Annotated in this window: 21 protein-coding genes; 11 read left to right on the top strand and 10 right to left on the bottom strand. The window is 40.0% G+C overall.

Annotated features, from left to right (window positions below):
• The first annotated feature begins 1 nt into the window (after nucleotide 1).
• From JGE69_RS13695 to JGE69_RS13680, 4 genes are all read left to right on the top strand, one after another.
• Complete coding sequence (locus JGE69_RS13695) at nucleotides 2-871, top strand: NAD(P)-dependent oxidoreductase (protein ID WP_199113629.1); 870 nt, start codon at nucleotides 2-4, stop codon at nucleotides 869-871.
• Between the two features lie 13 nt (nucleotides 872-884).
• Entirely contained in the window at nucleotides 885-1,679 is a 795-nt protein-coding gene (locus tag JGE69_RS13690) for a hydroxypyruvate isomerase family protein (protein ID WP_167564110.1), read from the top strand.
• Between the two features lie 81 nt (nucleotides 1,680-1,760).
• Nucleotides 1,761-2,162, top strand: a complete 402-nt coding sequence (gene rsfS / locus JGE69_RS13685; protein WP_001047580.1) for a ribosome silencing factor — start codon at nucleotides 1,761-1,763, stop codon at nucleotides 2,160-2,162.
• Nucleotides 2,163-2,367: 205 nt separating this feature from the next.
• Nucleotides 2,368-3,189 carry an SDR family NAD(P)-dependent oxidoreductase gene (locus JGE69_RS13680; protein WP_199113631.1) on the top strand — a complete coding sequence of 274 codons (822 nt, stop codon included), beginning with the start codon at nucleotides 2,368-2,370 and terminating at the stop codon, nucleotides 3,187-3,189.
• 54 nt (nucleotides 3,190-3,243) lie between these two features.
• Here the strand turns inward: JGE69_RS13680 and JGE69_RS13675 are convergent, their stop codons facing one another.
• Genes JGE69_RS13675 through JGE69_RS13665 form a run of 3 tightly spaced genes read right to left on the bottom strand, consistent with a single transcriptional unit; the run spans nucleotide 3,244 to nucleotide 6,164 of the window.
• Nucleotides 3,244-4,698: an NAD(P)(+) transhydrogenase (Re/Si-specific) subunit beta gene (locus tag JGE69_RS13675; RefSeq protein WP_017387605.1), complete on the bottom strand. Its 1,455-nt coding sequence runs from the start codon at nucleotides 4,696-4,698 to the stop codon at nucleotides 3,244-3,246.
• A 12-nt stretch (nucleotides 4,699-4,710) separates the two neighbouring features.
• The gene (locus tag JGE69_RS13670; RefSeq protein ID WP_000230434.1) at nucleotides 4,711-5,025 is read right to left on the bottom strand and encodes a proton-translocating transhydrogenase family protein; all 315 of its coding nucleotides are present in this window, start codon (nucleotides 5,023-5,025) and stop codon (nucleotides 4,711-4,713) included.
• 11 nt (nucleotides 5,026-5,036) lie between these two features.
• Nucleotides 5,037-6,164, bottom strand: coding sequence for a Re/Si-specific NAD(P)(+) transhydrogenase subunit alpha (locus tag JGE69_RS13665; protein WP_199113633.1), 1,128 nt, complete (start codon nucleotides 6,162-6,164; stop codon nucleotides 5,037-5,039).
• Between the two features lie 238 nt (nucleotides 6,165-6,402).
• Between JGE69_RS13665 and JGE69_RS13660 the strand changes: the two genes are divergently transcribed.
• The 6 genes from JGE69_RS13660 (at nucleotide 6,403) to JGE69_RS13635 (ending at nucleotide 11,581) form a co-directional block, all read left to right on the top strand.
• On the top strand, nucleotides 6,403-7,329 hold the full coding sequence (locus JGE69_RS13660; RefSeq protein ID WP_199113635.1) for a DMT family transporter: 927 nt from the start codon (nucleotides 6,403-6,405) through the stop codon (nucleotides 7,327-7,329).
• A 68-nt stretch (nucleotides 7,330-7,397) separates the two neighbouring features.
• On the top strand, nucleotides 7,398-7,808 hold the full coding sequence (locus JGE69_RS13655) for a RidA family protein (protein ID WP_199113637.1): 411 nt from the start codon (nucleotides 7,398-7,400) through the stop codon (nucleotides 7,806-7,808).
• Nucleotides 7,809-7,823: 15 nt separating this feature from the next.
• Nucleotides 7,824-9,014, top strand: coding sequence for an MFS transporter (locus JGE69_RS13650; RefSeq protein ID WP_170247666.1), 1,191 nt, complete (start codon nucleotides 7,824-7,826; stop codon nucleotides 9,012-9,014).
• 142 nt (nucleotides 9,015-9,156) lie between these two features.
• Nucleotides 9,157-10,161, top strand: a complete 1,005-nt coding sequence (gene dusA, locus JGE69_RS13645) for a tRNA dihydrouridine(20/20a) synthase DusA (RefSeq protein ID WP_199113639.1) — start codon at nucleotides 9,157-9,159, stop codon at nucleotides 10,159-10,161.
• 336 nt (nucleotides 10,162-10,497) lie between these two features.
• Nucleotides 10,498-11,007, top strand: coding sequence for a hypothetical protein (locus JGE69_RS13640; protein ID WP_014208378.1), 510 nt, complete (start codon nucleotides 10,498-10,500; stop codon nucleotides 11,005-11,007).
• A gap of 178 nt (nucleotides 11,008-11,185) precedes the next feature.
• A complete protein-coding gene (locus JGE69_RS13635; RefSeq protein ID WP_199113799.1) occupies nucleotides 11,186-11,581 on the top strand; it encodes a hypothetical protein in 396 nt (131 codons plus the stop codon).
• Between the two features lie 31 nt (nucleotides 11,582-11,612).
• Here the strand turns inward: JGE69_RS13635 and JGE69_RS13630 are convergent, their stop codons facing one another.
• On the bottom strand, nucleotides 11,613-12,512 hold the full coding sequence (locus JGE69_RS13630) for a LysR family transcriptional regulator (protein WP_081309752.1): 900 nt from the start codon (nucleotides 12,510-12,512) through the stop codon (nucleotides 11,613-11,615).
• A 96-nt stretch (nucleotides 12,513-12,608) separates the two neighbouring features.
• Between JGE69_RS13630 and JGE69_RS13625 the strand changes: the two genes are divergently transcribed.
• Nucleotides 12,609-12,731, top strand: coding sequence for a hypothetical protein (locus JGE69_RS13625; RefSeq protein WP_002117232.1), 123 nt, complete (start codon nucleotides 12,609-12,611; stop codon nucleotides 12,729-12,731).
• 64 nt (nucleotides 12,732-12,795) lie between these two features.
• Here JGE69_RS13625 and JGE69_RS13620 read toward each other — a convergent pair whose 3' ends face one another.
• The 6 genes from JGE69_RS13620 to JGE69_RS13595 all read right to left on the bottom strand — a co-directional run bounded on the left by JGE69_RS13620 (nucleotide 12,796) and on the right by JGE69_RS13595 (nucleotide 21,111).
• Nucleotides 12,796-13,557 (bottom strand): ThiF family adenylyltransferase, encoded by a 762-nt coding sequence (locus JGE69_RS13620; RefSeq protein WP_014208375.1) that lies wholly within the window; start codon nucleotides 13,555-13,557, stop codon nucleotides 12,796-12,798.
• A 324-nt stretch (nucleotides 13,558-13,881) separates the two neighbouring features.
• A complete protein-coding gene (acnA, locus tag JGE69_RS13615; RefSeq protein WP_199113641.1) occupies nucleotides 13,882-16,638 on the bottom strand; it encodes an aconitate hydratase AcnA in 2,757 nt (918 codons plus the stop codon).
• Nucleotides 16,639-16,762: 124 nt separating this feature from the next.
• Nucleotides 16,763-17,575, bottom strand: a complete 813-nt coding sequence (locus tag JGE69_RS13610; RefSeq protein WP_199113643.1) for a TatD family hydrolase — start codon at nucleotides 17,573-17,575, stop codon at nucleotides 16,763-16,765.
• Nucleotides 17,575-18,516, bottom strand: coding sequence for an RsiV family protein (locus tag JGE69_RS13605; protein ID WP_199113645.1), 942 nt, complete (start codon nucleotides 18,514-18,516; stop codon nucleotides 17,575-17,577). Before JGE69_RS13605 ends, JGE69_RS13610 begins: the two co-directional genes overlap by 1 nt.
• 90 nt (nucleotides 18,517-18,606) lie before the next feature.
• Nucleotides 18,607-19,449 (bottom strand): hypothetical protein, encoded by an 843-nt coding sequence (locus tag JGE69_RS13600; RefSeq protein ID WP_069122327.1) that lies wholly within the window; start codon nucleotides 19,447-19,449, stop codon nucleotides 18,607-18,609.
• A gap of 69 nt (nucleotides 19,450-19,518) precedes the next feature.
• Complete coding sequence (locus JGE69_RS13595) at nucleotides 19,519-21,111, bottom strand: peptide chain release factor 3 (RefSeq protein ID WP_005066204.1); 1,593 nt, start codon at nucleotides 21,109-21,111, stop codon at nucleotides 19,519-19,521.
• Between the last annotated feature and the right edge of the window lie 7 nt (nucleotides 21,112-21,118).

Raw genomic sequence — 21,118 nt, 5'->3', positions numbered from 1 at the left:
TATGAATTTTGATCGTAATACCCCTATTGCTTTTTTAGGTATAGGGCTGATGGGGAGCCGCATGGCAACCCGTCTTATTCAGGCTGGTTTTCAAGTTGCGGTTTGGAATCGAACCCCTTCTGTATGTGAAGAACTGATTGATATCGGCGCACAACCTTTAGATCTTATAAATATTGGCGAATATCCTGTTATTTTGACCTGTCTAGCAGATGACAAAGCTGTACAAACTGTATTTGAACAAATTCAGCCGAACTTAAAAGCTAAACAGGTAATTGTTGATTTCTCAAGCTTATCTGTTGCTGCAACAAAAACGCTTGCTCAAACTGCTGCCGCGCATGATATTACATGGATTGATTCACCCGTATCAGGTGGAACCGCTGGTGCAGAACAAGGCACACTTGTTATTTTTGCAGGTGGTGATGCCCAAACCATTACAGAATTAACGCCTGTTTATAATGTTTTATCTCAGCGTGTAACACGAATGGGAGATACAGGAACTGGCCAAGCCACCAAAATCTGCAATCAACTCATTGTTGCAGCCAACAGTGCTCTTATTGCAGAAGCTGTTGCGCTTGCAGATCGAGCGGGTGTAGATACGACTTTGCTCGCTCCAGCTTTAGCAGGTGGATTTGCAGATTCAAAACCTTTTCAAATTCTCACCCCACGTATGGCAACTCATACCTTTGAACCTGTTCAGTGGAAAGTTCAAACATTATCAAAGGATCTTAACAACGCAGTAACATTGGCTAACAATGTTAATTTAGCTATCCCAGTTGCACAAAAAGCTCTATTACAGCTACAAACTCACCAAAAAAATGGCTTTGCTGAGAAAGATTTAGCTACTATGATTCAATTAATAGAGCAAAAATAAACGGAGTTTGAGTATGGGTCGTCTTGCAGTCAATTTATCCATGATTTTTACCGAAGTTCCTTTAATTGAACGCTTTGCTCTGGCCCATGCTCAGGGCTTTGAATATGTCGAAATTCAATTCCCTTATGAATTGTCTATTGCAGATATTCAAACTCAACTCGAACGCTACAACCTCAGCCTTTGTTTAATTAATGTGCCTGCAGGTGATCTTATGCAAGGCGGAAACGGTTTAGCAGGCATTCCTGGCCAAGAAACAGCTTTCCATGAGGCCTTAGAATTGGCTATTAGCTATGCAACGGCTTTAAACGTTCCTCGTGTTAATATTTTGGCGGGTAAACAACCACTAGATGCCGACTTGCTTCCTTGTTTAAAAACACTAGCAGCCAATTTAAAACTTGCCTGCACCTTACTTAGTGAACATGGTATAGAGCCTGTTTTTGAAATGATTAATGGCACGGATATGCCTCGCTTTTTGGTGCAGAACATTGCGCAGGGCCAAGAAATGCTAGAAGCAGTCAATCACCCTGCCCTCAAAATGCAATATGACTGCTATCACATGGCCATGATGGGTGAAGATGTACTTGAGGGTTTACAAGAGAATATTAACTTAATTGGACATATTCAATTTGCAGACTGTCCGGGCCGCCATGAGCCTGATACAGCTCAAATTCCTTATGAACAAATTTTTTCTTGGTTAAAGCAAAGTTCATATCAGAACTATATTGCAGCGGAATATAAACCTGAAAATGGTTCAAATCAGTCGTTTACATGGAAGAAAAAATACTTTTCTGATGATGTAAATATATAAACTGTTACGACTTCTGTTTGAAATTTAGTGCGAAAACCACTATATTAGATAGTGAGTAATTGTCAGGAAAATATACCCTATATGAATTTAGAACCATCGCCCAGCGTGTCTAATTCTCACGATTTCGCAATGAACACCTCAAATAAAGACGTACAAGCTTGTCTCAAAGTCGTCCACGACGCTTTAGTTGATGTAAAAGCAAAAGATATTCTCCAGTTAGATGTTAGCTCAATTAGCAATGTCGCTGATGCTATTGTAATTGCAAGTGGTACTTCTACTCGCCATGTCAAAGCACTTGCTGACAATGTTGCAGAAGAAGCTCGAAAAGCCGGTTTCCGCCCGATTGGCGTTGAAGGTGAACGAGATGCAGAATGGATCTTGATTGATCTCGGCTTTGTTGTAGTACACGTAATGCTACCAACAGCTCGTAAATTCTATGATTTAGAAAGCTTATGGCGTACCGCTCCAGAGTCGGTTGCTTAAAATTTTGCTTTTAAAAAAAGCGGCTCTTTTGAGCCGCTTTTTTTATTTATCCACATCTATTTAATCACTTTCAAATACCATACCCTATCCCGAAAACACCAATCATCACATATATCTAAATTTGACATGACAAATTGTCAAATTTGCAGCACTATACAAATTCTTGAAGTCCCCACCAATAAATAGCATAACCGGAGTACAGAAAGTGAAGATATTAATTACAGGTGCTAATACGGGCATAGGTTTCGCCACAGCAGAACAACTCGTTAAACAAGGACAACATGTGATTTTGGCATGTCGAAATCCTCAGAAAGCGCAAGAGGCACAAAACAAACTAAGCTCACTTAACCAAGGACAAGTCGATGTCGTTTCTCTCGACTTAAATAGTCTTGAATTAACTAGAAAAGCTGCCGATGAAATTGCAGATAAATATGGCAATCTTGACGTACTCATTAATAACGCAGGTTTATTTGCCAAAACCAAACAATTGACCCATGAAGGCTTTGAACAACAATTTGGAGTTAATTATTTAGGTCATTTTTTATTAACTCAAAAATTAATTCCAGTTTTACAACAATCTCATAAAGCGCGCATTATCCATCTTGCATCTATTGCCCACTGGGTGGGCTCAATTAAACCCAACAAGTTTCGTGCAGAAGGTTTTTACAATCCCCTGTTCTATTATGGGCAATCGAAGCTTGCAAATTTATTATTTAGTAATGCATTAGCAGAACAGCTAGCTGGAGGTTCAATTACCAATAATGCATTACACCCTGGTGGGGTTGCTTCTGATATTTATCGTGAATTACCAAAACCGGTTTATGCAGCGATGAAATTGGGCTTAGTGCCAACCTCAGTTCCAGCAAAGCTCATTACAGAAATGGCAACCGGAGATGCATGGCAAAACCGCAGCGGTGAATATGTCAGTGCACATATGCCAGACTGGAAATCATCACACGCTAAAAATCAGCAACTGGCACGTGACCTGTATCAACAATCTATGGATCTTGTAGAAAAATTTCTTTAAAAAACCAGCTCAAATAAAAAACCACCCGAAGGTGGTTTTTTATTCCAAAGCAAATTAGTGGCCTGTACCGTTAATTGCTTTTGTCATATCTTCAACAACTTTCTTGGCATCACCAAAGATCATCATTGTTTTTTCATTATAGAACAAGTCGTTGTCTAGACCAGCATAACCAGTTGCCATAGAACGCTTAATCACCATGATTGTACGCGCTTTATGAGCTTCAAGAATCGGCATACCATAAATTGGTGAGCTTGGGTCATCTTTTGCAGCTGGGTTTACAACGTCGTTTGCACCAATTACAAGTACTACATCAGTTGCAGGGAAGTCTGAGTTGATCTCATCCATTTCCAAAATGTCTTCATATGCTACGTCTGCTTCAGCAAGTAGTACGTTCATATGACCAGGCATACGACCCGCAACCGGATGGATTGCAAAGCGAACGCGAACACCCTGTTCTTTCAAAAGTTCACACAACTCTTTTACCGCATTTTGAGCACGACCTTGCGCCATACCATAACCTGGTACAATCACAACGCTGTCCGCATTTGACATTAAGAAGCCAGCATCATCAGCAGAACCTGAACGGTAGTTACGTTGAACTTGTTCACCTTTATCTGCAGATGCAACTGCTGCACCACCCATTGCTCCACCGAACAATACATTGATGATCGAACGGTTCATTGCTTTACACATGATGTACGACAGAATCGCACCAGATGAACCTACAAGCGAACCTGCAACGATCAACATGTTGTTTTCAAGAGTAAAACCAATACCTGCCGCTGCCCAACCAGAGAATGAGTTAAGAAGCGATACCACTACAGGCATATCACCACCACCCACTGGTGCAATCCAAACCCAACCAAATGCAAGTGCAAGTGCTGTCATTGCCCAGAATGCAGTCATGTTGCCAGTTGTAAAGAAGTAGAAACCACAAGCCAACATCGCAACAAAGATAAGTGCTTGAACAGGTTTAACCCATGCACCAGAAATTGTTTTAGCCCATTTTTTCGCAGCCAATTTACCGTACGCAAACACAGATGCAGTAAAGGTAATCGCACCAACAAAACAACCGACAAACAATTCAAATAAATGAACCTTACTCATGTGAGCATGTTGCACACCAGCTGCGGTTAAAGCCGCTTCATTTTGAGCAAATAGTTCAGTAAGTTGGTTGTTATGTAAAATTGCAGCAATCGCAATGAGAACAGCAGCCAAACCCACTAATGAGTGCATAAGCGCAACAGTTTCCGGCATTTGCGTCATTGGCACTGTACGTGCACGCGCAATACCCACGATTGCACCTAACACCATTGCCCCAACGATCATCCAGATGACTGGGTTATTCGCAACAAAGAAGGTCGTTACAACTGCAATCGCCATCGCGATCATACCGTAACGGTTACCTTGAATTGCTGTTTTAGGGCCAGATAAGCCACGAAGCGTCAAGATAAAGAGGATTGCGCCAACAAGGTACAACCAGTTTGCATTTGCTTGAATAAATTCCATGTCAAAGCCCTCTTATTTCTTTTGCTTAGGCTTGAACATTTCCAGCATGCGTGCAGTTACTGCAAAGCCACCGAAAATATTAATGCTTGCCAAAAATACTGCAATCGCACCGAGTACGCTCACCACATTCACACTTTGAAATGCAACGTTAGCATCTACACCTAAAACTGGCAGACCTACAGTTTGCAACATCGCACCTACCACAATAATAGATGACAACGCATTAGTTACTGCCATAAGTGGTGTATGCAAAGCTGGCGTAACACCCCAAACCACGTAATAACCTACGAAGATGGCAAGGACGAAAATTGTAATAGTTTCAACCATGAGAAATCTCCTTAACCACGCTTAAGCAGTACTTGACCGCCATGAGTGACCAATAGGGCTTTTTGGATTTCGTCTTCCTGATTAATCGCAAAGTTTTTCTCTTTGTCGAATAAGGTCTCTACGAAATTAAAAACGTTACGCGCATACAATGCAGAAGCTTCTGTTGCTACAGTTGCCGGAATATTTGGAACACCCAAAATTTTCACGCCATTTTCTGTAAACACAGTCTCACCAACTTTAGAGCCTTCAACGTTACCACCAGTTTCAACAGCCATATCTAAAATGACAGAACCCGGTTTCATCTTGACAACAGTTTCAGCTTTAATTAAACGTGGTGCATCACGACCTGGTAACAATGCAGTAGTAATCACGATGTCAGCATTAGAAACAGCTTTATCTACAATCGCAGCTTGGTCTTTGATGTATTGCTCACCCGGCATCCATCCATAACCATTTTTAGCGGCATCTGCTGCACGCTGTTGCTCTTCTTCAGACATTGGGACGTCTAACCACTTACCACCTAAAGACTCAACTTGATCTTTAGCTGTAGGACGTAAGTCTGTCGCTTCAACAATTGCACCTAAACGTTTTGCAGTTGCAATCGCTTGAAGACCAGCAACCCCAACACCCATGATCACAACACGCGCAGGCTTTACAGTACCCGCAGCAGTCATAAGCATTGGGAACATGCGTTGATATTCAGCAGCAGCAAGTAAAACCGACTTATAACCAGCTAAGTTTGCTTGAGAAGACAACACATCCATGTTTTGTGCACGAGAAAGCGTACGAGGAAGCAGTTCTAAAGCAAAAGCAGACACTTGTTGATTCGCAAACTGATCTAGCTCGGTGTTACGATAAGGATCAAACATTGCTACAACAGCGGTATTTGCTGCAAGTTTCTGAATTTCCGTGCCCTGTGGTGCGCGAACTTTCAAAATAATTTGACTACCCGTATAGGCATCATCCGTAATGGTTGCACCGACCTGTTCATAAGCACTGTCAATGTACGCAGCCTTTACACCAGCACCACGTTCAATCACAACGCTATGACCAGCGCTAATCAACTTCTTTACTGTCTCTGGCGTAGCAGCTACACGATTTTCACCGACGACAGTTTCGGTTGGGATTCCGATCTGCATGAGCGTTCCTCAAGCTAATTTCTCATTGTCAAAAACATTGCAAGCTGCAATGTTTCCCCCATGTGTATTCTTTGTACAGAATTTGGATTCTAATTGAACTTTTTTAAAATACCACCCACTATTTATTTAATAAATACCCATATTTTGAACTGATGATTCACGATATTTGTTTAGGGGTGTAATATGGGAAGGTTTTTCTTTTTTTGCAGACAATAGTCTCTCTTATACAGTCCTGTATATGAAAATTTCTTTATCTTCGTTTCAAATCGGGTCTTTTTTTGCTCTTTGCTCTGCGTTTCTATTCAGTACCAAAGCAATTTTTATTAAACAGACTTATGCCCTTTCTCCATTAGTAGACGGTACGATCTTGATGGCTTTACGTATGTTAAGCGCCTTACCGTTCTTTCTATTAATTTGCTGGTTTAACAGGCATCATAATCAGGGCATAAAAAAGAAGGATTGGCTAATTTTAATTTTTGCCGGTCTATTAGGCTACTACTTTGCAAGTTGGCTCGATTTCATGGGCCTTATGTTTATTAGCGCCTCTCTAGAACGAATTATTCTATTTTTATATCCCACGCTTACTGTCATAGTCTCGAGCTTACTCTACAAACAAAAATTAGATGTAAAAAGTTTATTTGCCATTTTTCTTAGTTATGGTGGAACGGTACTGGTTATGCTTCAGGAGCATAACAACGCACCAATTCAGGGCAACTTCTGGTTAGGAACAAGTTCCGTATTTGCAAGTGCCGTGGCTTTCGCTGGCTATTTGTTGCTGACGCCACCTCTCATTAAGAAATTTGGCTCTTGGAATTTCACAGGGTTAGCCTTAACTGTGGCTTGTATCGGCACATTAACTCATTACGCATTAAGTACACCTCATCCAATTCAACTTCTATTACAACTTCCCTCTAGTGTAATTTGGTATGGCATTGGCTTAGGCTTTTTAGTTACCGTGCTACCCACCGTTATGCTCATGCAAAGCATTGAACGATTAGGCGCCTCTCAATCTGCAATGATTGCTTCAATTGGACCAGTTTTAACGATTTTGCTTGCCGTTGCTTTTTTAAATGAACATCTCAATATGTGGCAATGGGTCGGCTGCCTTCTCAATATTGTCGGTGTCATGATGATTACACTCAGAAAGAAAAGACTAAAACATTAAATTCTCTTGACCTCAACTTAAGTTGAGGTTGGATACTCATCTAAATTTTAATGAACGGTTGAGTTCCAATGAGTCAAGAAACTTTTAAAATCATAAATCCATCAACTTTATATAACCCAACTCCTAACGCTTATAGTCATGTTGCTATAGTGGAAAGCTTTAAGAATATTATTCATGTAGCAGGTCAAGGAGGCGAAAATTCCCAAGGTGAATTAAGCCCAAGTTTTGAAGAACAAGCGATCCAAGTCTTTGATAATATTCAATATGCTTTAAAAGCAGCCAATGCAGAGCTTAGCAATATTGCTGTATTGAGAGTTTTAGTTGTTGACCACTCGGTCGAAAAACATCAAATTTTGATTAAAATTATGCAAAATTTATGGAAAAATCATCCTTTTCCTGCCTGTACACTTATTCCTGTGCCGCGCCTTGCGCTAGAACACATGCTTATTGAAGTTGAAGCAACAGCATACACCCAATAAAACTGAGAGAACGTCATGTCTACCCCTGAAGATATCAGTCAAAATAAACCTTTGCTTTGGTTGATGGCAGCAGCATGCGGTTTATGTGCAGGTGTTAATTATTATTGTCAGCCGCTGATTCACTCCATTCAGCAAGAGTTTGCTGTAACTCAGGCACAAGCTGCTTTAACAGTGACATTTGCTCAAGTGTCTTATGCCCTCGGTTTACTCTTTATTGTCCCAATGGGTGACATCGTTAATAAAGCCAAAGCTATTCCGTTTTTGATGGTACTTTGCGCAGTTGGCCTATTTACATCTGCTTTTGCCGTGAACTTACCCATGTTGTGGATCGGTACAATCTTAGCGGGATTGTTTTCTGTTGCTGCGCAAGTCCTGATCCCACTTGCCACAATGACCGTAAAGCCCGAAAAAACTGGCGAGATCATTGGTTTTTTAATGAGTGGCTTATTGGTCGGGATTTTACTCTCTACTAGTCTAGCTGGATTATTTTCCAACCTTTTCCACTGGAAAATAGTGTATGTCGTAAGCGGCGTATTAATGCTTCTGTTGGCATTTACTTTAAAAAGTCGCTTGCCTTATGTCTTACGTATGAAAATGAACTATGGGCAAATCTTTGTTTCCATGGCTCAGCTTTTAAAGCAAGAAAAAAGACTCTTATTAAGAGCACTTACAGGTGCTTTTGCCTTTGCAGCAGTAAGTACCTTGTATTCAACCATCGCATTACTTCTCACCTCAGCACACCATTTACCAGATCTATTTATCGGACTGGTCCCTCTAGTCGGTATCTTTGGGGCATTATCAACACGCTATATTGGTAAATATGCCGATCAAGGCTACACAAGATTACTTACATGGATGGGCTGTGGATTGTTCTTGATAAGTTGGATTTGTTTCTACTTCGGACAAACTCTACTTTCTACTTATATTATTGGATTTGCTTTAATTCAATTAGCACTCGCACTCGTTCACACCAGCAACCAGAGCATTATTTTCCGTTTACGTCCAGATGCTAAATCACGTATTAATGCCATTTATATGACCACTTATTTTATTGGCGGCGCAGCTGGTTCAGCATTAGGAATTTTTGCTTGGAATCATGGTGGATGGACCATGACCTGCCTTGCAGGTGTTGGGCTCGTTGTATTTTGTATTTTATTTAGTGTGATTGATGCTTTCTTACAAAAAAAGCAAATGGCACACTCATAACCTAACTTGTTAAAAATCATCTTTCTATATTCCGCACAAGGGCGGTTATAAATTATGCGGTTAAATGCCACTGTCGATTCAGGGCTAAACCCCGTATAATGCTGCCCTTTCATTAATTTAGCGACTTTTGGGTCTATTGGCTATGCAATCACTTCAATCGTTACAACCTCGTATTTCTGTCGCACCTATGATGGACTGGACTACAAAGGACTACCGATTCTTTGCACGCTTATTTAACCCAAACGTTGTGCTCTATACAGAAATGGTGACTACAGGTGCGATTCTATTTGGCGATGCAAAACGTCATTTAGACTATAGTGCTCAAGAACACCCGATCGTATTGCAACTTGGCGGATCAAACCCACAAGAGCTTGCAACCTGCACAAAAATGGCCGAAGACTGGGGTTACGATGAAGTCAACCTCAACGTAGGCTGCCCAAGTGACCGCGTACAGAACAATAAAATCGGTGCATGTTTAATGGCAGAGCCAGACTTAGTGGCTGAATGCATTCACAGCATGCAAAAGGCGGTTAATATTCCTGTCACAGTAAAGCATCGTATCGGTATTGATGACATGCAGTCTTACGAAGAAATGCTACATTTCGTAGATACTGTCGCTGCAACAGGTTGTACGTATTTCGTTGTGCATGCCCGTATTGCGATATTGAAAGGCTTGTCTCCAAAAGAAAATCGAGAAGTCCCCCCTTTACGCTACGAAGATGTATACCGCTTAAAGCAAGAACGTCCACATCTGACTATTGAAATTAACGGCGGTATTAAAACGTTTGCCGAAACTCAAGCTCATTTACAGCATGTTGATGGTGTCATGATTGGCCGTGAAGCCTATCACAACCCTTACCTACTTGCTGAGCTTGGCCAACTTTGGAACTTAGAAGCACCAGACCGTTTCGATATTATGGAACAAATGCTGCCTTATATTGAGCAACGTATGGCTGAAGGTGCACCCCTTTCAATCATTACACGTCATATTTTAGGTTTATTTCAAAACTTACCAGGTGCTCGTAAATGGCGTCAGGCGCTAAGTGGCGGAAATGCAAAAACTTTAGCCGATGTTGAAACTGCAATTCAGAACATGCGAGCAGCCATGATTCGCACTGAAGAGTATGTAAAAGAGCAGCAGGTTTAAGTTGGCGACGACTTCTTAAATTGTAAGAAAATGTGGCATTTTAAATCAGAGACTTAGATTTTGAGTATATTCGCAAATGTTGGAACAAAATATTCAAATTTAAGCTCTGATTAGTTATTTATTTACAATGATATCAATAATTTAAATTTCACTATTTTTAACCACCTCTTTTGATAAGTATCTTTTCGCTCCAAGGCAGGCACCTCTGGAAAAAAGATACGTTATTACATAACATAAACAAAACTTTTAAGATACGCCTATTAGTATCTCTGAACGCCACAGGTAGGTGGTGATTTTTTTTAATATGGATATAGGTAGCACGGTAGAGATTTCACGATGATTATTTATGACGGACAAGTAGCTGATAATTACATGTATCAGGATTCAAATCAGGCAGCCATTGTTGTATCGCACAGCGCACCCAGCCTACCTTATCCTTTCACCATGAAACCCAATAATCATCAAACTCAAACTTCAACCAACCCACCGATCGATGTAGAAAAGTTTGTAGAAAAATTAGAAAGCGTTACTTCTAGACGCAGTAAAGCTAGATGCGCACGTAGTATCCGTCTTGCACTCGAATCTGCTGGTGCTAATGTTGAAAACCACCCAATCGCAGCTTCAGATTGGGGCGATACCCTCAAAAAGATTGGCTATAAACAAATTGATCCAGCCTTCGACGAACCTCAAGAAGGTGACATTTACATCATTCACAGAACCCGCAACCACGTTTATGGTCACATTGCAGGATACACTGGAAGTGAATGGGTCTCTGACTTTAAACAAAATAGCTATGACGTCTATAAAGATGACAGCGTAACTTATACCTATTATCGACTAGGGTAATCTACCTAAGAACTAGATGTTCAATTGCTTTAATTGTTTCAAACAACTGATCAAACGAGTGTTTTAAACCCAGCTTGGCTTCTTTTTTGCTTTATTTTCATATTGTAATTATCAAAAATAATGATGGAACTTTATGAAAAGAATACTGCTGAGCTTCTACTTACTGACATCGTTTAGCATGACTTATGCCGCCTCTGATACAAACATTATAGAGGTTTTTAAAAAAGTACCCGAAAAACGGATTTATCAACCTCAATATTTATTAAAACGGACGACTCCTCAAGCTCGAATCCATGTGATACGAAAACAATATTTAAATGGAATACTAGACTGTCCTTCTGTGATTTATCACGACAAGAAGAAAATTCTATCTTTGCACTCATTTGAAGAAGCAATATTTTATCTAGAGCCTGATCGTTACTATATTCGCTATGCGGTTAACAATAGTGGTTGTATCAATTTGGAATTCTACCAGCATAAACGCCCCAAAATGGACATCCTATCTCAGGAACGTCCGTTAGAAGGTGATACCGAATATACATTTACTATTAGTGAGCACACTGGGTCACAATAATTATTTCAGCAGAAGTTAAACATATTGCCTCTCAAACTTGCAGCAGATGGTAGATCTGCTCAACATAATGCTGAATCAGATCACTCTGGTTTGTTCTATAAGCCAAAACCACTTCAGATAAAAGATTCTTATTTTCTAGAGGAATCAATTTTACATTTTTGGGTAATATTTTCTCAAATTCTTGGGGAACAATGCTAATACCCAAATTTGCAGCAACTAACTGTAATTGGTTTAGCTTACGTGATTGGATCGTCGCTGCTTTAGGCCAGAAGCCAGCCCCTATACACAAGTTTGAGACTAAATAACTCAAACCTCCCCGCTTAGGATGTGGAGTCGAAACAAAATATTCATCTTTTAAATCTTTTATCTGGATACTTTGTGTTTCTTTAAATTTAGGATGATCAATATAAACAGCTGCAAATAATGGCTGTTCATATAGTTTCAAGGTCGTTATTTCTTCAAGGCTATGCAGAACTGGCGGTCTAATCAAACCAATATCAATTTCCCCATTCAGTAAAGCCAAAATCTGATGCTCAGATGACAAGGTATTTATCTCAAAATTGATTTGTTGCGTTAAGCTAATTTCTTTTAATATCTGAACCTTTTTATTATCCATAACAATACTGCTCGAGTGAGCAATTTTAATCTGGCGATTTTTTCCTTCTGCAATATTCTTAGAAACTCCAATGATCTCATTTAAATAATGCATATTATCTTTTATTTTTTTATAGAAGACTTCCCCTGCCGCCGTGAGTTTTACTTTCTTATCAGTACGATCAAATAACTGAAAATCAATTTCTTCCTCTAATAGCTTCATTTGCCGACTTAAAGCAGACTGAGCAATAAATAGTTTCTCTGAAGCCGCAGTAAAGCTCCCTTCTTCAACAATTTTTATAAAATATTGGAATTGTTTTAATGTGAGCATAACCATCTCAAAATTAGATTACTAGGTCTATTTTCTATATTAGATTAGATAGATAGCCTTCGCTAGAATTTTATCAAGACCATTCAATTGATTGAATTATTCATGAAGTATTTAAAAGGGTTTGTCATTTTCACCGTTGTTGTTCTAATTTTATGGTGCTTTAAATTTTATGATCAACAGTTACCCACACAACCCCAGCAAGACAACATAGAGCTGTATGATTAAATAGTTTCTCTCAAAAATAAAAAGGCATGCACTCACATAAGCACATGCCTTTTCAATATTTAAATTAGGCTTTCTTTAAATCAAGCTTTTTCAAAACTTCAGCCACAGCAATCATAGCAAAGCTTGAAGTCACCACTACCGCTGAACCATAGCCACCACAACGTAATCCCGCCGATGGGCAAACATCTGCACTAGAAAATGGATTATCGATTGAGTAAATACAGGTAATACCAAATTTCTCTTTTGGCTTTTTACAGATGCCGCGAGCACGAAGTTGACTACGTAGCTTCGCTAACATTGGGTCTTGTTCTGTTTTTGATAGATCGGCCACGCGGATTTTAAGTGGATCGAGCTTACCGCCTGCTCCACCCGACACAATTAAAGGAATTTTATTAAAACGACAATGAAGCATCAAAGCCAATTTTGCTTTAACGTCATCGATGCAGTCCAAAACAATATCCGGTACAGGGTTTAAAAGCTCTGTGACATTTTCAGGCGTTAAGAAGTCATCAATAATATTTACTTTAATACGTGGGTTAATTTGGCGACAACGCTCCGCCATAATCTCAACTTTTTCACAGCCCAGAGTTGAGGTCATTGCAGGTAGCTGACGGTTTACATTTGACGCTGCAACCACGTCCATATCGACTAATGTAATCTCACCAATACCTGTGCGCGCTAAAGCTTCTACCGCCCAACTGCCGACGCCACCAATACCAATCACCATCACATGACTTTTTTCATAGTGCTGGAACGATGAATCACCATAAACTTTGGCTACACCTGCAAAACGGCGGTCATATTCATCTTGTTGGAGATCGGTCATTGCTACTCTTTGGGGATATAAAACACGGAGAGTATTTTACTGCTTTTCAAAACCAAATTGCTACTTGGCACTAGTTCATTATCTGATTAGTGCCAAAGCCATTCACAGCCTGTCGAGCATCAACAAGATACTGTTTTTGCAAAACATAAAATATTAATCAGTATTGAACAGGTTCTGTGAATGGCAATGGTTTTGCCTACTTTTGCCGAAACAAAAGTAGGGTTATGAGCTACTACCATTAGAATTTTTTACCGTAAGACACCGTCGTGATTATTTTTCAAATACCAACCAATATAAATATTGATTGGTATTAATCTCAATACATTAACCAGCAATCAAATTCCGTAGTACATAATGCAAAATACCACCCGCCTTAAAGTACTCGACCTCATTTAACGTATCAATTCGACATAACACATTAAAATGGCTCGCTACTCCATTTGGTCCTTTGACATCAACTTCAAGAATTTGATGAGGCTGAACGCCATCAGACAAACCTCGAATTGATATCATCTCATGACCAGTTAAGTTGAGAGATTGTCGCGTTTGTCCATCAATAAACTGTAATGGCAACACGCCCATACCTACCAAGTTTGAACGGTGAATACGCTCAAAACTTTCAGCAATGACAGCTTTTACACCTAACAAGTTCGTTCCTTTGGCAGCCCAGTCACGTGAAGAACCAGTTCCATATTCTTTGCCAGCAATAATTACAAGTGGTGTATGTTCTTGTTGGTAACGCATTGCGGCATCATAAATAGCGAGCTTTTCACCACTTGGCACATGAATCGTATTACCACCCTCCTCACCGCCTAACATCTCGTTTTTAATACGAATGTTGGCAAAGGTACCTCGCATCATGACTTCATGATTACCGCGTCGAGAACCATAGGAGTTAAAGTCTTTTGGTTCAACACCTTGCTCTTGTAAGTATCGGCCTGCTGGGCTGTCTTTTTTGATATTACCTGCCGGTGAAATATGGTCAGTCGTTACCGAGTCACCAAGCACTGCCAAAATACGTGCCTGTTCAATATTTTTAATTGGTTTGGGCGGCTCACCAATGCCTTCAAAGAACGGCGGATGGCGGATATAAGTCGAATCATCAGCCCATTCATAAGTTTTACTTTTTGGAATCTGGATAGATTGCCAGCTTTCATCACCATCAAACACCGCAGCATATTCTTTATGGAACATCTCTGTATTTACTTTCTGTAAGACAGCATCAATCTCTGCCTGACTTGGCCAGATATCTTTTAAATAGACAGGTTGTCCATCTTTACCTTGCCCAATAGATTGCGTAGTCAAATCGGTACGAATATTACCAACTAAACCATATGCCACTACCAAAGGTGGCGAAGCAAGCCAGTTTGTTTTAACTAATGGATGTACGCGTCCTTCAAAGTTACGGTTACCAGAAAGTACTGATGCAACATTTAAATCATGGCATTGAATTGCATCTTCCACTGGCTCCGGTAGTGGACCTGAGTTACCAATACAAGTTGTACAACCATATCCCACCAAGTTATAGCCCAACTCATCTAAATATGGCGTAAGCCCAGCAGCCAGCAAATAGTCAGTCACAACTTTAGAACCTGGTGCAAGAGAACTTTTCACCCATGGTTTACGCTGCAAGCCTTTTTCAATCGCTTTTTTAGCAAGTAAACCTGCAGCCAGCATTACACTTGGGTTAGAAGTATTGGTACATGAAGTAATTGCTGAAATTACAACATCACCATGATTTAATGGATAAGTTTTTCCTTCAATCACGCAAGAAGGACTTTCATGTTGGATATTTGCTTTTTTTGCCTCGACAGCAGTACCACCACCGCCTTCATTTTCTAAACGCTCTTTAGCTTCTTTGGCTGGTTTTAAAGTTAACTCCATCAGCGCATTAAAGGTTTTCGGCACCTCTGATAAAAGCACTCGATCTTGTGGACGTTTTGGGCCAGCTAGACTTGCCTGAACTGTACTCATATCAAGACTTAAAGTATCGGTAAAAACAGGTTCATCACCCGCATTACGCCATAAACCTTGCGCTTTGCTATACGCTTCGACTAGTTCAATACGATCACTTTGACGGCCAGTTAATTTCAAATAACCCAAAGTCACTTCATCAATCGGGAAGAAACCACAAGTCGCACCATACTCTGGTGCCATGTTGGCAATGGTCGCTCGGTCAGCCAGTGGTAAATCGGCTAAACCATCTCCATAGAACTCTACAAATTTCCCCACAACTCCTTTTTGACGGAGCATTTGAGTAATGGTCAGCACTAAGTCAGTTGCAGTAATCCCTTCTGGTAGTTTTCCTGTCAATTTAAAACCAATGACTTCAGGAATGAGCATTGAGATAGGTTGGCCCAGCATAGCAGCTTCAGCCTCAATTCCCCCTACACCCCAACCCAATACACCTAAACCATTAATCATGGTGGTATGTGAGTCTGTACCCACTAAAGTATCTGGAAAAGCAAAGGTTTGTCCGTTGTCCTCGCCTAACCACACCGCTTGAGCCAAATATTCTAAATTAACCTGATGACAAATTCCCGTACCCGGTGGCACTACACTAAAGTTATTAAATGCAGACTGTCCCCAACGTAAAAATTGATATCGCTCACCATTACGTTGCATCTCGATTTGTACGTTTTCTTCGAAAGCTTGATCATCGGCAAAATAGTCGACCATGACAGAGTGATCAATGACTAAGTCTACAGGAGATAATGGATTAATTTTTTCAGGGTCACCGCCCGCTTGTGCCATCGCTGCTCGCATTGCAGCTAAATCAACAACTGCTGGTACACCCGTAAAATCTTGCATTAAAACCCGTGCAGGTCGATATTGAATTTCTTGATCTGATGTACGGATTTTTAGCCATTCTGCTAAAGCATGGATGTGTTCCGTTTTAACGCTATGCTGATCTTCAAACCGTAATAAGTTTTCCAATAATACTTTTAAAGATTTCGGCAGTTTGGCAATATCCCCTAGCGTTTTCTCTGCTTGGGCTAAGCTAAAAATCTGATAATTGCTGGAACCTACTGTTAGCGTCTGTAAAGCATTAAAACTATTGATATTGCTATACTTAGCCATTGGGTTATCCTCCCACGTCTGGCAATGTTATTTTTCACGTTTTTACATGTTGTTTTCTTACTTTAAGCTTCTTTTTTAATCGCTGTGTTTTGTTTTAGTTACTATTTCTAATCTTTGATTTTTATTACGATAATTTCAATGCAGTAAGAGAGTTTTTCCACAGCAACTCAGCCAAATCCGGCTCTGGCATATTTAAATTTTCAGCCAAACTTTGTAGAACGTAAGGCAAATTAACAGGAGTATTACGAGTCCGCTGTTCTGTTGAGGTTTGACAGCAAAGCGGTGTCATATCTGGACAATCTGTTTCAATCACCAAGTGCTCTGCACCTATAGCCTGCACAACCGTATGAAGTTTTTTCGCATTCGGGTTGGTGATCTGCCCCGTCACACCAATTTTAAAACCAAGCTTAATAAGACCCTTTGCCTCTTCTACTCCACCACTAAAGGCATGAGCAATTCCGCCAAATTTAAATTTTTGAGCTTTTAATAGAGCGAGCACATCACCGTGCGCTTTTCGAATGTGGAGTAACACTGGTTTTTGGTATTGGGTTGCCAGCTCTAACTGAGCTGCAAAATATTGTTTTTGCTTTGCATATACATCTGGCTGCTTATGTTCTTTCAAGAAAGTATCTAAGCCAATTTCACCTACAGCCACGCAGTTTTCTTGCTGCAAGATTTGTTCAAGATGAGAAAGATGCTCTGGTTGATGCTGCTCAATATAAAATGGGTGTAAGCCTGGTGCTAAATAAGAAGTAGGCACATTTTCCCAACTTTTTAACTGATGATGAGTCTGCACCAACTCATCAAAACGTGACTGTAGAAAGCCAATTAAAACCAAAGCATCTACACCCACTTTTTTAGCCTCGAGTGCTAGTTGCTGCCGATCTTCATCAAAATCGGCAACATCGAAATGGGTATGGGAATCAAACAAATGCATTAGCCAGCACTTTTTGCAACTGGTGCCGAAGCTGGTTTGGCTTTAGGCTGTGGCAAATATTCTTCTTTCAACACATCTTGTAATTGGTCATAAGGAATGACTAATCGAGGGAGTCCAACCACGTATGGGCCAATTTCATACTCACCGTACTGAAGGATTAAACCTTGCTCACCCAACAAGAAGTTATTAGATAATTTAAATGGCCATGCTTGTTCATAGTCAGCAACATTATCAGCCAATTTAGAGTCCATCACCCATGTCTTAAAGGCTTCATGGGCTAACTTCTCTAAAGCTCCTTTTTGCTGAGGACGTAATAAATCTTCAAGCTTAATTTGCTTTTGCTCTTTTAAATCAAAATTATAATAATGCTGTGCAGCAGAGCCATGAGCCCCACCTAAATAACTACTACTGTTAAGCACTACAGTTACAACTTTACCTTGAGCCTGTAAAATCTTAGGTTTAACTAAAAGATTAATCTGATGATTACTACTTAAAGCTTTTAACTCATTATCTAGATCAATAAATGAATTTGCATACCGTTGCACCTGTGCATCAAAGCTATTTTTTTGCTCTGCACCCGCTACCGCTGAAGCTTCTGACTTTTGTTCCGTTTGCGTACTCTTAGCATCAGGTTCAGCAATTTCTAAAATTTGATTTAATGTACTTAAGATTTGTTGATCTATAATTTTGTCAATAAAAGGAAAATTACTCTGTAAGCGCTCTACCGTAAATTCTGGACAAGTTTTACCATCACAATCAGGTAAAACCACCTTACTAGGAGTTGTTTCACCCTTCAAAGTCAACTCTACTGGCTTTTGTTCTTGAACAGTTGATTTCTGCTGCTCTTGAGAATCCTTAGGATCAGCTTTAGGTTGGCATGCTGCCAGAAATATAGCAGAAGCAAGCAAAGTTAATCGCAGTGAAGCTTTAGAAGATAACATCATATTTTGCCTTTTATTCTAAGGAGATTACGCTATGCCTTTCTAAGAAATTAGCGCATATAAATAGAGGTTGCAAATTCTGCTACCATCTTAAAACATTTGTTCATAAACCTCGGGTTGTAATATTTTTTTGGTCTGTTCTTTAGATAAATAAATATCAAGCTGTGGAGCTTCTTTAGTAATCTGGTTTGCCTGATAATGTAAGCCAACTCCTTCACCATCAAAGAACCAATCTGCCTGCCCCCAATATAAAGTTTTTGGTGCTTCTTTCTTTATGTCAGCACTCTGCTTTTTTAACCAGTCTTGATAGGCCACCTGCACCATTTGATGCACAGTAGTTTGTTGATCTTTTTGTAAAACATCTAACAAAGTTAAGCTCTTATGCAGTTTTCGGTCGGCCACAAAAAAGTAATAACGGTCTTTAATCGTGAGCTCTTCCTGCTTGGTATCAAGTCCTAATTGCAATAAAACATATTGGTTACGCTGCGATGCAATACGGGTATGAAGATGCAATTCATAAGCCCGATTCTTTGAATATTTATCTTGCCATTCATCAGACTTTTTAACATAAGCATTAATGGCTTGCTGCAAACTTAAGTCTTTTTTCAAATCAATTTGGTCTTGGATCACTTTAGCCTGACTTTTGGCAATCCATTCATTTAGCCATGCATCTTGAGTCTTTATCGTTTGAATATCGACATCAATACAATTTTTCTTCTCACAAAATGGCAAAGCATAATCAGCTTTTACTTGTTGTAAGTTTAGAAATGGGAGTACTTCAGCTTTCTCTATATTTTGATTTTGGGTAGAAGCCGATTTCATTTGAGAAGATGATGAAGGTTGAGAGCTTTTCCAGACAAAGAGGCAAATAGCCAAAAGTAATATGATTACCGCAACTAAAAGTGCAATAACTGTCTTTCTATTCAAATTCATTTCATCATCCTTTCTTATTTTTCAAAACAAAACAGCTTCTGTTCGAAGCTGTTTGTCACATTAAAATGATCAGTGTTCACGTGTGTTACGGAACTGAATATCAGGCCAACGCTCTTGCATAATCTGCAAATTCACTCGGCTTGGTGCAAGATAGGTTAAGTGTCCGCCACCATCGATAGAAAGCTGATCATGTGCTTTTTTCTTAAATTCATTGAGAATCTTGTCATCATCACAATGAATCCAACGAACCGTATTAACACTTACAGGCTCATACACGCAGTCAACTTTATATTCTTCTTTCAGACGGTAAGCAACCACATCAAACTGAAGCACACCAACTGCGCCCACAATCAAGTCATTGCTAATTTGTGGCATAAATACCTGAGTTGCGCCTTCTTCAGACAACTCTTTCAAACCTTTTTGCAATTGTTTTGACTTTAATGGATCTTTCAAACGCACACGACGGAACATCTCTGGTGCAAAGTGAGGAATACCTGTGAAATGTAGATTTTCACCACTTGTGAAAGTATCACCAATTTGAATTGTGCCGTGGTTATGCAAACCAATAATATCACCTGGCCACGCTTCTTCTAAGTGCTCACGCTCACCCGCAAGAAATGTCAATGCATCACTAATACGAACATCTTTACCAATACGTACATGATTCATCTTCAAACCTTTCTCGTATTTACCTGAGCAAATACGCATAAAGGCAATACGGTCACGGTGTTTCGGATCCATGTTGGCTTGAATTTTAAAGACGAAACCAGAAAAACCTTCTTCTTTCGCGTCGACAACACGCTCTTGTGTTGGATGTGCTTTAGGTTCTGGTGCCCAATTCATAAATGCGTCTAACACGTGGTCAACACCAAAGTTACCTAATGCTGTACCAAATAGAACTGGAGTTTGTTTACCTTGTAAAAATAATTCGCGGTCTAAAGGTTCGTTAGCCATTTGTACAAGCTCGAGTGACTCTTCAAAAGACGCCCAAGCCAACTCACCTACTTTTTCACGGATATCTGCATGGTCGTAGCCATCGCGTACTTCAATATCTGTAATAGTTGAGCCAAAGCCTGCTTTGTAGACATACAATTTGTTTTCAAGAATGTTGTATACACCTGCAAAATCACGTCCCATCCCTAATGGCCATGTAATTGGTACACAACGAATATTGAGGACATTCTCAATTTCATCCAGCAACTCAAGTGGTTCACGAATCTCACGGTCCATCTTGTTTACAAATGAAATGATCGGAGTGTCACGCATACGACAAACTTCCATCAATTTGATGGTACGTTCTTCGACACCTTTTGCACCATCAATCACCATTAATGCAGAGTCAACTGCAGTTAGGGTACGATAAGTATCTTCAGAGAAGTCTTCATGTCCCGGTGTATCAAGTAAGTTAATAGTGTGACCTTTATAAGGGAACTGCATAACAGAAGTGGTAATGGAAATTCCACGCTCTTTTTCCATTTCCATCCAGTCAGATGTAGCTGCGCGGTCAGATTTACGGCTTTTTACCATCCCTGCAACCTGAATTGCTTTACCCCATAACAGTAATTTCTCTGTCATGGTGGTTTTACCGGCATCGGGGTGGGAAATGATGGCAAATGTGCGGCGTTGAGCAACCTGTGCCGCTAACTCATCTTTAAAACTCATGAAATAC

The sequence above is a fragment of the Acinetobacter sp. C13 genome (genome assembly GCF_016809775.1).
Classification (GTDB): Bacteria; Pseudomonadota; Gammaproteobacteria; order Pseudomonadales; family Moraxellaceae; genus Acinetobacter; species Acinetobacter pittii.
This window is presented reverse-complemented; position numbering and strand designations above follow the sequence as displayed.

Coding starts and splice junctions, on each gene's coding strand:
- dusA (WP_199113639.1), top strand. CDS start 9,157: ATGCAATCACTTCAATCGTTACAACCTCGTATTTCTGTCGCACCTATG.
- JGE69_RS13610 (WP_199113643.1), bottom strand. CDS start 17,575: ATGCATTTGTTTGATTCCCATACCCATTTCGATGTTGCCGATTTTGAT.
- JGE69_RS13620 (WP_014208375.1), bottom strand. CDS start 13,557: ATGACCGATCTCCAACAAGATGAATATGACCGCCGTTTTGCAGGTGTA.
- JGE69_RS13655 (WP_199113637.1), top strand. CDS start 7,398: ATGAGTCAAGAAACTTTTAAAATCATAAATCCATCAACTTTATATAAC.
- JGE69_RS13670 (WP_000230434.1), bottom strand. CDS start 5,025: ATGGTTGAAACTATTACAATTTTCGTCCTTGCCATCTTCGTAGGTTAT.
- JGE69_RS13630 (WP_081309752.1), bottom strand. CDS start 12,512: ATGGTTATGCTCACATTAAAACAATTCCAATATTTTATAAAAATTGTT.
- JGE69_RS13675 (WP_017387605.1), bottom strand. CDS start 4,698: ATGGAATTTATTCAAGCAAATGCAAACTGGTTGTACCTTGTTGGCGCA.
- JGE69_RS13660 (WP_199113635.1), top strand. CDS start 6,403: ATGAAAATTTCTTTATCTTCGTTTCAAATCGGGTCTTTTTTTGCTCTT.
- JGE69_RS13605 (WP_199113645.1), bottom strand. CDS start 18,516: ATGTTATCTTCTAAAGCTTCACTGCGATTAACTTTGCTTGCTTCTGCT.
- JGE69_RS13600 (WP_069122327.1), bottom strand. CDS start 19,449: ATGAATTTGAATAGAAAGACAGTTATTGCACTTTTAGTTGCGGTAATC.
- JGE69_RS13650 (WP_170247666.1), top strand. CDS start 7,824: ATGTCTACCCCTGAAGATATCAGTCAAAATAAACCTTTGCTTTGGTTG.
- rsfS (WP_001047580.1), top strand. CDS start 1,761: ATGAATTTAGAACCATCGCCCAGCGTGTCTAATTCTCACGATTTCGCA.
- JGE69_RS13695 (WP_199113629.1), top strand. CDS start 2: ATGAATTTTGATCGTAATACCCCTATTGCTTTTTTAGGTATAGGGCTG.
- JGE69_RS13595 (WP_005066204.1), bottom strand. CDS start 21,111: ATGAGTTTTAAAGATGAGTTAGCGGCACAGGTTGCTCAACGCCGCACA.
- JGE69_RS13690 (WP_167564110.1), top strand. CDS start 885: ATGGGTCGTCTTGCAGTCAATTTATCCATGATTTTTACCGAAGTTCCT.
- JGE69_RS13640 (WP_014208378.1), top strand. CDS start 10,498: ATGATTATTTATGACGGACAAGTAGCTGATAATTACATGTATCAGGAT.
- JGE69_RS13635 (WP_199113799.1), top strand. CDS start 11,186: ATGACTTATGCCGCCTCTGATACAAACATTATAGAGGTTTTTAAAAAA.
- JGE69_RS13665 (WP_199113633.1), bottom strand. CDS start 6,164: ATGCAGATCGGAATCCCAACCGAAACTGTCGTCGGTGAAAATCGTGTA.
- acnA (WP_199113641.1), bottom strand. CDS start 16,638: ATGGCTAAGTATAGCAATATCAATAGTTTTAATGCTTTACAGACGCTA.
- JGE69_RS13625 (WP_002117232.1), top strand. CDS start 12,609: ATGAAGTATTTAAAAGGGTTTGTCATTTTCACCGTTGTTGTTCTAATT.